This window comes from Hyphomonas sp., from assembly GCF_037969335.1.
Taxonomy (GTDB): domain Bacteria; phylum Pseudomonadota; class Alphaproteobacteria; order Caulobacterales; family Hyphomonadaceae; genus Hyphomonas.
The window spans coordinates 1-12,165 of record NZ_JBBKXE010000097.1 but is presented as its reverse complement, the minus strand read 5'-3'; the positions used below and the strand labels follow the sequence as shown (position 1 = coordinate 12,165).

The 12,165-nt window shown below is 63.2% G+C and carries 15 protein-coding genes and 1 tRNA gene; 8 read left to right on the top strand and 8 right to left on the bottom strand.

Annotated elements, in window-relative coordinates; genetic code table 11:
* The coding region (locus AADA04_RS07845) for a TraB/GumN family protein (RefSeq protein WP_340692702.1) at positions 1 to 280 on the top strand (280 nt) is incomplete at its 5' end.
* On the opposite strand, the gene AADA04_RS07840 is transcribed toward AADA04_RS07845, so the two are convergent.
* The gene (locus AADA04_RS07840; protein ID WP_340692701.1) at positions 234 to 1,442 is read right to left on the bottom strand and encodes an acyltransferase; all 1,209 of its coding nucleotides are present in this window, start codon (positions 1,440 to 1,442) and stop codon (positions 234 to 236) included. The two genes, AADA04_RS07845 and AADA04_RS07840, sit on opposite strands and share 47 nt — an antisense overlap.
* 104 nt (positions 1,443 to 1,546) lie before the next feature.
* On the opposite strand from AADA04_RS07840, the gene AADA04_RS07835 reads away from it, so the two are divergent.
* Positions 1,547 to 2,377 carry a LytTR family DNA-binding domain-containing protein gene (locus tag AADA04_RS07835; protein WP_340692700.1) on the top strand — a complete coding sequence of 277 codons (831 nt, stop codon included), beginning with the start codon at positions 1,547 to 1,549 and terminating at the stop codon, positions 2,375 to 2,377.
* Between the two features lies 1 nt (position 2,378).
* Here AADA04_RS07835 and AADA04_RS07830 read toward each other — a convergent pair whose 3' ends face one another.
* The 3 genes from AADA04_RS07830 to AADA04_RS07820 all read right to left on the bottom strand — a co-directional run bounded on the left by AADA04_RS07830 (position 2,379) and on the right by AADA04_RS07820 (position 4,851).
* Positions 2,379 to 3,254, bottom strand: coding sequence for an inositol monophosphatase family protein (locus AADA04_RS07830; RefSeq protein WP_340692699.1), 876 nt, complete (start codon positions 3,252 to 3,254; stop codon positions 2,379 to 2,381).
* A 32-nt stretch (positions 3,255 to 3,286) separates the two neighbouring features.
* The gene (locus tag AADA04_RS07825; RefSeq protein ID WP_340692698.1) at positions 3,287 to 3,682 is read right to left on the bottom strand and encodes a helix-turn-helix transcriptional regulator; all 396 of its coding nucleotides are present in this window, start codon (positions 3,680 to 3,682) and stop codon (positions 3,287 to 3,289) included.
* Positions 3,683 to 3,948: 266 nt separating this feature from the next.
* A complete protein-coding gene (locus AADA04_RS07820; protein WP_340692697.1) occupies positions 3,949 to 4,851 on the bottom strand; it encodes an N-formylglutamate amidohydrolase in 903 nt (300 codons plus the stop codon).
* A gap of 150 nt (positions 4,852 to 5,001) precedes the next feature.
* On the opposite strand from AADA04_RS07820, the gene AADA04_RS07815 reads away from it, so the two are divergent.
* Together AADA04_RS07815 and AADA04_RS07810 are read left to right on the top strand one after the other, a co-directional pair.
* Positions 5,002 to 5,361 (top strand): response regulator, encoded by a 360-nt coding sequence (locus AADA04_RS07815; RefSeq protein ID WP_035617936.1) that lies wholly within the window; start codon positions 5,002 to 5,004, stop codon positions 5,359 to 5,361.
* A gap of 54 nt (positions 5,362 to 5,415) precedes the next feature.
* Positions 5,416 to 5,490, top strand: a tRNA-Val gene (locus tag AADA04_RS07810).
* A gap of 107 nt (positions 5,491 to 5,597) precedes the next feature.
* Here the strand turns inward: AADA04_RS07810 and AADA04_RS07805 are convergent.
* The 3 genes from AADA04_RS07805 to AADA04_RS07795 all read right to left on the bottom strand — a co-directional run bounded on the left by AADA04_RS07805 (position 5,598) and on the right by AADA04_RS07795 (position 8,523).
* A complete protein-coding gene (locus AADA04_RS07805; RefSeq protein WP_340692696.1) occupies positions 5,598 to 6,488 on the bottom strand; it encodes a dienelactone hydrolase family protein in 891 nt (296 codons plus the stop codon).
* Between the two features lie 83 nt (positions 6,489 to 6,571).
* Positions 6,572 to 7,573 carry a nitronate monooxygenase family protein gene (locus AADA04_RS07800; RefSeq protein WP_340692695.1) on the bottom strand — a complete coding sequence of 334 codons (1,002 nt, stop codon included), beginning with the start codon at positions 7,571 to 7,573 and terminating at the stop codon, positions 6,572 to 6,574.
* A gap of 29 nt (positions 7,574 to 7,602) precedes the next feature.
* On the bottom strand, positions 7,603 to 8,523 hold the full coding sequence (locus AADA04_RS07795) for an oxygenase MpaB family protein (protein ID WP_340692694.1): 921 nt from the start codon (positions 8,521 to 8,523) through the stop codon (positions 7,603 to 7,605).
* Between the two features lie 157 nt (positions 8,524 to 8,680).
* On the opposite strand from AADA04_RS07795, the gene AADA04_RS07790 reads away from it, so the two are divergent.
* Positions 8,681 to 9,421 carry a hypothetical protein gene (locus AADA04_RS07790; RefSeq protein WP_340692693.1) on the top strand — a complete coding sequence of 247 codons (741 nt, stop codon included), beginning with the start codon at positions 8,681 to 8,683 and terminating at the stop codon, positions 9,419 to 9,421.
* A gap of 19 nt (positions 9,422 to 9,440) precedes the next feature.
* Here AADA04_RS07790 and AADA04_RS07785 read toward each other — a convergent pair whose 3' ends face one another.
* Complete coding sequence (locus tag AADA04_RS07785; protein ID WP_340692692.1) at positions 9,441 to 9,650, bottom strand: SlyX family protein; 210 nt, start codon at positions 9,648 to 9,650, stop codon at positions 9,441 to 9,443.
* A gap of 96 nt (positions 9,651 to 9,746) precedes the next feature.
* Here AADA04_RS07785 and dusA point away from each other — a divergent pair, with 96 nt between their 5' ends.
* The 3 genes from dusA to AADA04_RS07770 all read left to right on the top strand — a co-directional run.
* Positions 9,747 to 10,736, top strand: a complete 990-nt coding sequence (gene dusA / locus AADA04_RS07780) for a tRNA dihydrouridine(20/20a) synthase DusA (RefSeq protein ID WP_340692691.1) — start codon at positions 9,747 to 9,749, stop codon at positions 10,734 to 10,736.
* A 392-nt stretch (positions 10,737 to 11,128) separates the two neighbouring features.
* Positions 11,129 to 11,425, top strand: a complete 297-nt coding sequence (locus AADA04_RS07775) for a hypothetical protein (protein ID WP_340692690.1) — start codon at positions 11,129 to 11,131, stop codon at positions 11,423 to 11,425.
* A 420-nt stretch (positions 11,426 to 11,845) separates the two neighbouring features.
* The coding region (locus AADA04_RS07770; RefSeq protein ID WP_340692689.1) for a magnesium chelatase domain-containing protein at positions 11,846 to 12,165 on the top strand (320 nt) is incomplete at its 3' end.

Here is a 12,165-nt window from a genome sequence, read left to right as displayed (position 1 = left end):
CGACGAGGGCGCGGCCATGCTGGACGCGCTGGTCGATGAATGGGCCGATGGCGACGTCAACGGGCTGGGCCTGTTGCTCGCCAATCCCGACATGATGGGCTCGGAAGAGGTCTATGATGCCCTCCTGAAGGAGCGCAATGAAACCTGGGCGCCGCAGATCGCGGCGATGCTGGAGACGCCCGGGACCCGCCTGATCGCCGTCGGGGCGGGCCACCTGGCCGGCGATGACAGTGTCATTGCAATGCTTCGGGCCGATGGCTTCGAGGTGACGGGGCCTTAGGCCGGGCCGCCATCTTTGACCGCGACGGCAGGCCGATCCAGATCCGCAGGAACGGTATCCGGCGCCCGATATCGTAGAACAGCCAGCAGCCTGCGACCGTGATGGCGATGAGCAGCGTGGCCTCGACCGCGACCGGCAGGCCCGCCTGGCCGAGATAGTGCGCAGCGACCACGATAATCGTCTGGTGGATCAGGTAGACCGGGAAGATCGCCTCGGTCAGCACCCGCCGCACAGGCCCGTCGGAGAGGCGCAGGTTGCGGTGGGCAAACCCGATCAGGGCGACGATGGCTGTCCATGCCTGCAATTCGCGCACGCCCCGGAATGTGTTGCGTATCCATTCCGGTGGCGTGCCGCCCCCCGACCAGGCATTGTAATAGGTCATCAGGGCGCCCCAGGCGATGAACATGGCGCCGAGCGCCAGCCAGCGCCAGCGTACGCAGGCGTCGAAGAAGGGCTGGTGCTTGGCGATCGCGAAACCGAACAGGAACGTCCCGAAATAGAGAACGTGCATATAGCCGTCTTCGCGGAAATCATGACTTTCGCCAAAGATCGGGAAAAGAGTCACGCGCGTGATGAACAGGAAGAGCCACGGCGCCAGGAACAGGCCGGGCCCCCTGATCAGCACTGACAGGGCTTTCGGTGCGCGCCGGATGAGCGGCAGCAGCGGCAATAGCACGATCGAATAGATGATCAGGTAGGCGACGAACCACATGTGGTTATAGGTCGGCGTCTTGAGGCATCCATCGCCGTCGCACCAGTGCCCGGAGGCGGTGACATATTTGACGTAGAAATTATCGAGCCAGGGTCCGGGGTCTTGTCCAAGCGCGGTCGCCGCTTCGAGAATCTCGTAATAGCTCTGTGGCGGCACGATCACGAACACGGCCAGCAAGAGCGGTGGCCAGAGGCGGCCCATACGCGCCTTGGTAAGTTGCCATGTGCTCATCTTGTCGGCCATGAACCGGGTTGCGGCCCCCGATATCAGGAACAGGAGCGTCAACCGCCACGGGTTCGACAGGAACATGAGTGGCTCGATCAACGCGCTGGCATGGCTTGATTTCACGTGCCAGTCCCATGTCACGTAATACATGCCGACATGGTAGAGGATGAGCAGGGCAAAGGCGCCGATGCGGAGCCAGTCGAGATCGTAGCGGCGTTGGGTCATGGGGCATGTCTCCTTGGCGTTCAGCCCTTCCTTTCGCGAACGTGGATGGCGCGCTATCGTGGCGACACGAGCGGCGTCAGGCCGGGACGAGTGGAGACGGAGTGGTGACGAGCGGTGGACATGGCGTGACGAGCGGTGGCGCGCGGTTTTTGACCGGTCCGTGGTTCACCATCGCGATTCTCGGCCTGGTCAACGGGCTGGTGAACATCACATCGATCATATTGGAGGCAAAGCGCGACGGGGATCCGGTATCCTTCGTCGATCCATTGGTTCTGGAAGGCTCGAGCTATCTGCTCTGGCTGGCCCTGGCGCCGTTGATCGGACTGGCGGTCCAGCGGCTGCCGCCGAATTCCGGCAATTTGCCCCGGTCCATTCTTGGCCACCTGGCCCTGACCGTGCCTGTGTCGCTGGCCCATGTTGCGGGCATGGTGATCATCCGGTTGGCCTGCTTCACGTTGCTCGGCGGTGAATACCGCTTCTTTGGTGACGGGATATTGCTGCCTTTGGTCTATGAATGGCGCAAGGATGTGATCAGCTACGGCGTGCTTGCGGCAACATACTGGCTGTATCCGTTGATCATGGCGCGGCGGGCGAAACCGGTGGGAGACCGGATCGAGATCCGGGACGGTGCGACGGCGATCTTCCTGCCGCCCGGTGACATTCTGGCTGACGAGGCCGCCGGGAATTACGTCCAGTTTCTCACGAAAGACCGGGTCCATATGGTGCGGGGCACACTTGCAACCTGGGAGGTGCGGCTGAAATCCCATGGCTTTGCCCGGGTACATCGCTCCCGTCTCGTCAACCGGGCCCGTATCGGCGCGTTCAGACCGAAAGCGTCCGGCGATGTCGAGATCACGTTGGATGACGGGCGGGTTGTCATGGGCAGTCGTCGTTATCGCGACGCGCTCGCGGCTGCGCCTGAACCCTCGACCTGAATCAGGCCAGCGTGGCCGAGCGCCTCAGCGCGAGCAACGCCTGATCCATCACGCCCTCGCTTGAAGCGCAGACGATCTGGCCGCCAAGCTTTGGCGCGTTGCCGCGCCAGTCGGTGGCGAGACCGCCGGCCCCGCGCACGACGGGGATCAGGGCGGCGACGTCCCACGCTTTCAGGCCGGTTTCGGCGACAAGATCGATCGTGCCGGCGGCCAGTCGCGCATAGGCATAGGCATCGAGGCCATAGCGCGCGATCCGGGCCGTGGCGCGCAGGTGCGCCCATGCGCCCTGTTCGGCCGGGTTCAGGATGAAGGGATCGGTTGTGGCAATGGTTGCCCGGCGCAGGTCCTGGCACTCGGAGACGCGGATCGGCGTGCGCGTGCCGCGGCGCTGCAATTCGGCGCCGCCGGGCCAGCCGACATAGCGTTCGCCGAGGACAGGCTGGTCGATAATGCCGATGATCGGCACGTCGTCCGGGCCGACGAGTGAAATCAGCGTCGTCCAGACAGGCAGGCCGGCGACAAAGGCGCGGGTCCCGTCGATCGGGTCGATCAGCCAGCGATAGCCACTGCTGGAGGGGGTTTCAGGATATTCCTCGCCTGTCACGCCATGCTGCGGGCATTCAGCGGCCAGGATGGCGCGGATCGCCCGTTCGGCGGCGCGGTCGCCCTCGGTGACGGGATCGAATTCGGCCCGTGCGGGAATGGCCGGTCTCGCAGTGGGTGTCGGACGGGCGGGGGACAGGTTCACAGGCGGGTTTGCCACCTTGTTGTCCACATCTGTCAGGGCACGAAAATGCGGCCGGATGGCTATCCAGGCCGCATCTGCGAGCCGCCCGGCGAGGGCAAGCTCATCTTCGAGGGATATTCCGCCTAGCATCCGGCAGGGCTAGCCCTGCCTTGGGCCGGGCGTCAAGCGGCGCCGTGGCTCGACTGATCGCCTTCGAGGGCCTTGGCCAGTTCCAGCAGGCGTTTGCGTGGACGCTCGCCAAGCCGGTAATAGGCGCGGACAAGCTCCAGCGTCTCTTTCTGCGAGAGGATGTCGCCTTCCATATGCTCGGCATCATTGGCGGCGTCGGGCGCATCTGCGGCAGGGATACCGTCGAAGAAATACTGGACCGATACGGTCAGGGCCCGCGACAGCTCGTACAGACGCGAGGATGTGATGCGGTTTGCGCCACATTCATATTTCTGGATTTGCTGGAACCGGACGCCAACCTGGCCAGCCAGGTCCTGCTGGGTCATGCCGAGCAGCCGGCGGCGGCGGCGAAGGCGTTTGCCCACGTGCAGATCTGTTTCGTCAGCCATTTCTTACTCCAAACTAAGACGGGACGGTTCCAGTCCCAAAACAGGAAATTCGAGCAAGTCCTACGCAAATGGTGTGCCGGAGGGCATTTCTGTGCCCAAAATATGGGCAATTGAGGTTAATCGCACAGGTGCGACATTCCTGCGCTTGCCTATTTGTGCACCGCAGCATAATTCTGTCCTTGCACTTCGGTGCAGACGCCTCTGGCGTTTCCTCCCTTTGACTTTGGCCGCACCTTCGGGTGCGGCCCTTTTTTTTGGAAAAGGGGTCAGGATCCGCTGACGAGCCGCGCAATATCGAGAATTTGCGCCGTCACATCGGTAATCACGGCTCTCATTTCAGCAAATCGGTCCGAGCGAGTGACCGCGTGCTCATCCATGTACAGGCCGCGATTGATCTCGATCTGCAGGGCATGGACATTGCGTTTCGGTCGCCCGTAGCGGCGGGTCGTGTAGCCGCCGGCATAGGGCGCATTGCGGGCAACGCTGAGGCCCTGGGCGCGAAACGCGCGTTCGACCTGGCCGGTAAGCCGTGGATCACAGCTCGATCCGAACCGGTCGCCCAGTACAATGTCGGCAAGCTGGCGTCGCCCCGGCTGGACCGACGGCATCGAATGGCAATCAATCAACAGCACTGTGCCATGCGCGTCGCGCAGCGCGCCCAGTTCGAGGCCGAGCCGGTCATGATAGGCGTCATGCACCAGACGGAGGCGTTCTTCGCCCTCGGCGCGGGTCAGCCGCCGGGCATAGATCGCGTCGCCGCGGGCCGCGACGCGAGGCAGGGCGCCCAGGCCGGCATCGACCCGGGCTGTCGGCAGGCCGCTCACGCGGGGCAGGCCATCACTGAACATGCTGGCGTCGAGTTCGCGCGGGTCGCGGTTGAGGTCGGCGACTGACCGGCCATAGCGGGCCGCCATCAAGGTGGCGCCAAGGGCCGGGGCATCGGCAAACAGCTCTTCGACGAAGGCATCTTCGGTGCGGCGCAGGTCGATCAGCGGCACGCAGAGTGCCGATTGCATGCGTTCCGGGTATTCATTGCCCGAATGCGGCGAGGCAAACAGGACCGGCGCTGCGGGCCCGGCGGGTCCGTCCAGCGTGTAGGGCGTGTCATATGCAACAGGCGCTGCAGGCTCCGTTTCGGGAGATCTTGTCAGGGGAAGTATGCCGGTCATTGGCCCCATGGTTTGCCAGTTCGCCCGAAGGTCAAGCTTTTTCAGGGCTGAAGCAAAAAAGAGACAGGGAATTGCTTTGCCATTCACGCATGATTTACCCGATCCGTTGTTTATGTCTTAAATCAGACACTGGCATCCAAGGGGGCGAGCATGACCAAGATCCTTCTCGCAGAAGACGACGACTCAATGCGCACGTTCCTGGCTGCCGCGCTGCGCCGGGCCGGCCATGAAATCCAGGACTATGCGGACGGCGAAACGGCGCTTCATGCGCTTGAGCGCGAAGTGTTCGACCTGCTGCTGACCGACATTGTCATGCCCGGGCTAGACGGGATCGAACTGGCCCGTCGCGGCGCCGAACTCGACCCGGCGATGAAGATTGTTTTCATTACAGGTTTTGCGGCCGTGGCGCTTTCATCCGGCGCGCCGACGCCTGCTGGGGCGAAAGTCCTGTCCAAGCCGTTCCACCTGCGTGAGATCGTCGACGAAGTCGACAAGGTGATGGCGGCCTAAACCATCTTGACGCGGCGGGCTGGATTGGCCATTACCGCCGCTTCCCGATGGATCGGGCGGTTAGCTCAGTGGTAGAGCACTACGTTGACATCGTAGGGGTCACAAGTTCGAACCTTGTACCGCCCACCATTTCAAGCGGGTGCGCCTGTGGCGCACAATTTGATCGAGGATCAAATTGAGGCTTGAAATGACCGAAGCGCCAGCGAGGGCCCAGGTTTCAACCGATCACGTTGAAATCAGGCCAGTTTCGCGTTGAAGAAGTCCAGCGTCCGGCCCCAGGCCAATTGCGCGGCGGTCGCGTCGTAGCGCGGTGTCGTGTCATTGTGGAAGCCGTGGTTCACGCCGTCATAGATGTAGGCCTCGTACTCAGCGCCATTGGCCTTGAGGGCGGCTTCATAGGCGGGCCAGCCCGCATTCACGCGCGTGTCCAGCCCGGCCAGGTGGATCTGCAGCGGCACTTCCAGCTTTGCGGCATCCTCTTCCGTCGGCCATCCGCCATAATAGGGCACGGCGCCCGATAGCCAGGGCTGGTTAACCGCCATCAAATTGGTGATGCTGCCGCCAAAGCAGAAACCGACGCAGGCGACCTTGCCATTGCAGTCCGGATGGTCGCGCAGGGTGTCGGCAGCGGCCATGAAATCCTGCAACATCTCATCCCGGTCGCGCGTTGCCTGCAGGGCGCGGCCATCATCGTCATTCCCGGGATATCCGCCCAGCGGATACAGCGCGTCAGGCGCCAGCGCGATATAGCCTGCCAGCGCGGTGCGGCGGGCGACATCCTTGATATACGGATTGAGGCCCCGGTTCTCGTGCACGACAATCACGCCCGGCCGTTTGGCCGGTCCTTTTTCCAGCCGGACGAGATCGCCCGCCATCTCGCCTGCACCATCAGGTGACTCATAGAGCAGGGTTTCAATGTTGAGGCTCGGATCGTCAGGGCTTGTCTGCAGACTGGTTTCGTAATCGGGCATCACGCAGGCGGCCAGCATGGCGACACTCATGCCACCGACGGCATATTTGCCGAGGCCGGCGACGAAGTCCCGCCGCGACATCGCGCCATGGCAATAGGCATCGTAGAGGTCCAGCACGCCCTGGGGCAGGGGGGCGGAATTCGGCAGGTCGGTCATCGCGCAATGCTTCCATTGTCTCAAGACAGGCATGATAGCGCGAAAGACCGGCGAATAGAACCTGCCGATGCCCGGCAACCGGATCAGTGCGTCATGGCGGCGAGCCGGGAATCGATGATCTCGATGGCGTCCGCGACAATCCGGTCGACCAGTTCCTTCACGGTCGGGATATCGTCGATCAGGCCCTGCACCATGCCCGCCGACCAGATGCCGCCATCCGCGTCACCTTCGGCCATGGCCTTGCGCCCGCGCGCGCCCGCGACAAGGTGGACGACATCCTCGAACTTGGCGCCGCCCTTGCCCTCGATTTCGACGACCTCGTCGCTGACGGCGTTCTTCATCACACGGGCCGTGTTGTGCAGCGTGCGGAAGATGAGGTTTGTCATGCGCTCGTCATTCTCGACCATCTGGCGCTTGAAGCTCTCATGGATCGGCGCTTCCTGGGTGACGCAGAAACGCGTGCCCATATTGATGCCGTCGGCGCCGAGTGCCAGCGCGGCTGCCAGGCCGCGTCCGTCGGCAAACCCGCCTGAAGCCAGCATCGGGATCTTCACCTTGTTGGCCGCGGCAGGGATCAGGATCAGGCCCGGGATGTCATCCTCGCCGGGATGACCGGCGCATTCGAAACCGTCGATGGAGATGGCATCCGCGCCCATCCGCTCGGCTGAAAGGGCATGACGCACGGCGGTGCATTTGTGGATCACCTTGATGCCGTGCTGCTTGAAATGGTCGATATGCTCTTTCGGCTTGTAGCCCGCCGTTTCGACAATCTTGATGCCGCCCTCAATGATGGCCTGACGGTATTCGGCATAGGGCGGCGGCGTGATGGCAGGAAGGATGGTCAGGTTCACGCCGAACGGCTTGTCGGTCATGTCCTTTGTGCGCTGGATTTCCTTGGCGAGGGCTTCCGGCGTGGGCTGTGTCAGCGCCGTCAGGAAGCCGAGCGCGCCGGCTTCGGCGACCGGTGCGACCATCTCGGCATAGCCGACCCATTGCATGCCGCCCTGGACGATTGGGTAATCGACGCCGAACATCTCGGTGAATCTGGTCTTTAGCTGCATCTCGTGTTTCCTCTGATTTGTCATTGTCTTGAATTCGGGTGTTCGGGGCGCCGTCAGGTCGCGATCGAGGCGACCGCTGGGCGCGGTACATCTTTCAACAGGCGGGCCTGCGCGTCGGCATGCTTCCACAGGAAGGTGGACGGCAGGCCGAGGCGCACGGCGGCTTGGGCCGGCGGGCTGCCGGGAAGCGGGATTTTCTCGGCCAGCGCGCCCATGAAGCCGACGGCCCGCTCGCCGCGCGGGCTGAGATCATATTCCGGGCCGAGTTCGAGGCGCGTGCGCACATCGGTGGGCAGGATCGCGACGGCCGCATGCACGATCGCGCTCTGCAGGCCCTTGGGCACGCCTCTGGCGGCCCGGCCCGACTTCATGATGTCCAGGAATTCTGTGTTGATCGGATGCGGCTCAAAACGCGGCAGCAGCGTGTCCAGCATGGCCTGAAAGTCTGCCTCGCAGGTCAGCGGGTGCTGCACGCCATAGAGGCGCGCGACCGCATCGCCTTCTGCGTAGAAGCGCGTCTTGTCGGCATCGGAGACCGGTTTGACGAAACGGTCATAGGCGGTGAGGAAGCCCCATCCGGCGGTGGCGCTGACCCAGTCGAGCAGGTCCACGTCGAGCGCGCGATAGGCTTCGCCTGATGGTGTCGTTCCGCTGACCTTTGCGTGCATATTGGTGACGCCCTGGATCACGCGGCGCGCCGCGCTTTGCGGGCCATAGACGCCGACCATGGCGGCGATGCCGGTCCTGCGGGAGCGGCCGACCGGGTCTGTCTTGAATGTCGAATGGTCCCAGACACCCGACCTGATGCGCGCATCGGCAAATTCCAGCAGGACAGCGGCAATGCCGCCGACGCCGAGCGCGATCGGGTTCTTGAAGACACGCCACGAGACCGAATCCGGACCGGCAAAGGCGGGCTCGCCTGCCGGATGCAGGAAATCGATCTTCCAGCCGAGATAGGATTTCATGCCGAGCATCGTACGGGGTCCTTCCGGGGCCTGCACCTGACCAAACTAACAGGGTGGGCGCGCACGACCAAGCAGCGACGCAAGGGAAACGCGGTCTCATATCCGTTTGGTAGCGGGCCATTCCGCCGCTAAGCTGTTATCTGGCACGCGCGGCGGAGGTTGGATCATGGCAGATCAGGTGAATGCAAGCCCGGCCGATGGCGTCGGCGCCCTCGCCGAGCGGCTCGCCGCCCTGCGCGCCAACGGCGACAGCCGGATCATCGGCCTGACGGGATCGGTTGCCGCCGGAAAGACAACGCTCGCGCGCCAATTGTCGAAAAGGCTCGTACCTGATCTCTCGGTCGAAACCGTATCGACCGACGGCTTCCTGTTCCCCAACGCCATACTGGAACCGCAGGGCTTGCTGATGCGCAAGGGCTTTCCGGAAACCTATGACCGCGACGGCTTCATCAATGCGCTTGTCCACGTCCGGCAGGGCCAGGCGGACTTCCCCGCTCACAGCCATCAAATCTACGATATCGACCCGGCCCTGACGCGCACCATCCACTTGCCGGACGTGCTGATCCTGGAAGGCCTCGGCTTCGAGTCACCGTCGCGACCTGACCGCACCGGGGGTGAGCCGGACGTGCTCGTCTATCTCGACGCGGCGGAGGCCGATCTCGAGGCCTGGTATGTTGAACGCTTTGTCGGTTTCTGGAACGCCGCCCGGACGGATACGGCCTCCTTCTATGCCCAATGGCTGCACATGAGCGAGCCGGAGCTGAGGGCTTTTGCCAAGACGGTCTGGGATGGCGTGAACCTGCCGAACCTGCGCGACCACATCCATCCGCTGCGCGATCATGCCGATATCGTGGTCCGGAAAGACAGTGCCCACACGGTCGAGATCGTCGCCGACCGCATGTCCTGACGCACCGGCGAAGACGGCTTCACCAATGGGGCGGCGGCGACTCGTTTCCCGGCTCGGCATTCATCGACTGCGCCATGTTTGCATATTGAGCGGTCAGGACGGCGACTTGGCGCGTCAGGCGGTCAATCTCCTTCCATTGCGCGATCACGGTCTTGTTCAGGTCTTCGATCACTTCGTCCTGATGGACGATGCGGGTTTCAAGCGTGTCGATGCGGGCTGTGTCGGTCATGACCGGTTCTTAACCTGCCGATAGCCGGGCCTGCAAACACATTGATGGCGGCAAAGACGCTGGACGCAGGCCCGTCGTCCGCTTTAGAGGGGGTGCATGACCGACTACCGCTTCTCCGTGGCCCCGATGATGGACTGGACCGACGCGCATTGCCGCGCCTTCCATCGCTGCCTGACGAAGTCGGCCCTGCTCTATACCGAAATGGTCACCGCCGACGCGATCATCCATGGCGATCAGGAACGCCTGTTATGGGAAGCGCCCGGCATTGCGCCAACTGCGCTGCAGCTTGGCGGATCGGACCCGGACAAGCTCGCCAAGGCGACGGCCATCGGGGCGTCGTGGGGCTATGGGGAGATCAACCTCAATTGCGGGTGCCCGTCATCGCGTGTCCAGTCGGGATCCTTCGGGGCCTGTCTCATGGCCGAGCCGGACCTTGTCGCCGCATGTGTCGCCGCCATGCGCGGGGCCACGGACGTCCCGATCACCGTCAAATGCCGGATCGCGATCGACGACCTGCCAGCCCGCGAAACCCTGTTCACCTTTATCGACAAGGTCACCGAGGCCGGCTGCACCCAGTTCACCGTCCACGCGCGCAAGGCCTGGCTGAAAGGTCTCAGCCCGAAGGAAAACCGCGAAGTGCCGCCGCTCGACTATGCGCTCGTGGCAGACCTCAAGGCCGAACGCCCGGACCTCTCGATCACGCTGAATGGTGGCATCACCACGATCGATGAATGCCGCGAGCATTTGAAGGTCTTTGATGGCGTCATGCTTGGCCGCGCCGCCTACCAGAACCCGTCTTTGCTCGGCCATGTCGATGCGGAACTCGGCGGGCAGGGCGTCCCGCCTGTCTCCCCGCATGACGCCCTGCGCGCCTACCGGCCCTATATGGCCGAACGGCTGACGGCGGGTACCGGCCTGCACGCCATGACCCGCCACATGCTCGGCCTGTTCAACGGCCAGCCCGGCGCCCGCGCTTGGCGCCGCATCCTGTCGGAACGCGCGCCCAAGCCCGGCGCAGGGCTCGACGTGCTCGACGCCGCCGTCGAGGCGATCACGGAACAGGCAGTTACTATCGCGGAAGTCTGACCGGCCTGTCCCGCTTTCGCCGCACCGCATCCTGTTGCCAACCCGGCAAAAGCGTCCACGTCTCTCCGCCCCCGTCGTATCCGGCCTATACTTGACCCGTCACTGCTGATCTCCCCGCAGTGGCCGGTCCGGGGAGTCGTTGCCCCACGCGGATGGAACGGCGGCCAGCTGTGCACGGCAGGGCGCAAATACCATTCCCTATACTGAACCAAATGCCTTGCCCCGCGGCCCCGCCGCCCATCCGCAAGGACTGGAATACTCCGCACCACCGGAAGGGCCACGCCCTGTCCGGTTTGTGGTGTTACCAACTGTTCATGACAAGCTTGACTTGCATCAACATCGCGGTCCCCGCCCAAGCGTAGCTAGAGATGCGATTACAAGGAGACACGCGCATGCCAAACGCTTCCAAAAACCTGACCAACGAACTGTCACATGACTACGAGGCCGTCGTGAAAGCCTTGGGTCGAATGACGAAGAACATCGGCGAACACGGCGATGAGGCGATCACGAAGTCGGCGCAAGAATTCGTTCATTCAGCATCAAATCTCGCCGAGAAGCTCAAGAAGCAATCGTCGGTTGTGGCCAGAGCTGCCGGCGAAGAAATTAGCGAGCACCCAATCGCCACAGCGGCTCTCGCGGCTGCGGCCGTCGGATTGCTCGGCTATGCCGTGAGCCATAAACACAGCTAGGCCGAACCATAGTCTGTAAATATGAGTTCATTGCCTTCGAGATGACGGAGCTTCGTCTTTGCTTCGTTGACATGTGGTGACCTTTGCCAGCCGCGTCATCGTTGAATGACGCGGCTGGCGCCATGTAGGTAGCCAATCCCCGAATGCAGCCAAACGGATCGCCGCTGGCGTTCTGGATGAAGTTGTTGAAAATCATCTTCGTCCGGCTGAACCGAAATCAAGGTTCGGTCCCGCGTATTTGTTCTTCCTTTGTTCGTTAACCTGTGTTAGCGTTTTTCCCGCTGACGGGGAAAGGCGCTCATGGTTTGCCGCATCACGACATACGCGTTCGAGGGCGTTGAGGTCCAGCCCGTCGATGTGCAGGTGTAGCTGACGGGCGGCCAGCCGAATTTCTATATTGTTGGCCTTGGCGACAAGGCGGTGGCAGAAAGCCGGGAGCGCGTGCGCGCCGCCTTTGCCGCCCTTGGCCTTGCCATGCCGCCCAAGCGCGTGATCGTGAACCTCGCCCCGGCCGACCTGCCCAAGGAGGGCAGCCATTACGACCTCGCCATCGCGCTTTCGATCCTCGCGATCATGGGGGTGATCCCGCCAGACCTGCTGGAAGGCCATGCCGCCATCGGCGAGCTGTCGCTCGACGGCCGGCTTGGCGAAACGCTCGGCGTTCTGCCGGCAGCGATGGCGGCGGAAGCGATGGACCTGAAGCTGATCTGCCCGGCGCCGTGCGGGGCGGAGGCGGCGTG

Bases quoted from the DNA above. Each gene is read 5' to 3' on its own strand.
- AADA04_RS07840 (WP_340692701.1), bottom strand. From the start codon at position 1,442: ATGACCCAACGCCGCTACGATCTCGACTGGCTCCGCATCGGCGCCTTT.
- AADA04_RS07830 (WP_340692699.1), bottom strand. From the start codon at position 3,254: ATGCTAGGCGGAATATCCCTCGAAGATGAGCTTGCCCTCGCCGGGCGG.
- AADA04_RS07825 (WP_340692698.1), bottom strand. From the start codon at position 3,682: ATGGCTGACGAAACAGATCTGCACGTGGGCAAACGCCTTCGCCGCCGC.
- AADA04_RS07820 (WP_340692697.1), bottom strand. From the start codon at position 4,851: ATGACCGGCATACTTCCCCTGACAAGATCTCCCGAAACGGAGCCTGCA.
- AADA04_RS07815 (WP_035617936.1), top strand. From the start codon at position 5,002: ATGACCAAGATCCTTCTCGCAGAAGACGACGACTCAATGCGCACGTTC.
- AADA04_RS07805 (WP_340692696.1), bottom strand. From the start codon at position 6,488: ATGACCGACCTGCCGAATTCCGCCCCCCTGCCCCAGGGCGTGCTGGAC.
- AADA04_RS07800 (WP_340692695.1), bottom strand. From the start codon at position 7,573: ATGACAAATCAGAGGAAACACGAGATGCAGCTAAAGACCAGATTCACC.
- AADA04_RS07795 (WP_340692694.1), bottom strand. From the start codon at position 8,523: ATGCTCGGCATGAAATCCTATCTCGGCTGGAAGATCGATTTCCTGCAT.
- AADA04_RS07790 (WP_340692693.1), top strand. From the start codon at position 8,681: ATGGCAGATCAGGTGAATGCAAGCCCGGCCGATGGCGTCGGCGCCCTC.
- AADA04_RS07785 (WP_340692692.1), bottom strand. From the start codon at position 9,650: ATGACCGACACAGCCCGCATCGACACGCTTGAAACCCGCATCGTCCAT.
- dusA (WP_340692691.1), top strand. From the start codon at position 9,747: ATGACCGACTACCGCTTCTCCGTGGCCCCGATGATGGACTGGACCGAC.
- AADA04_RS07775 (WP_340692690.1), top strand. From the start codon at position 11,129: ATGCCAAACGCTTCCAAAAACCTGACCAACGAACTGTCACATGACTAC.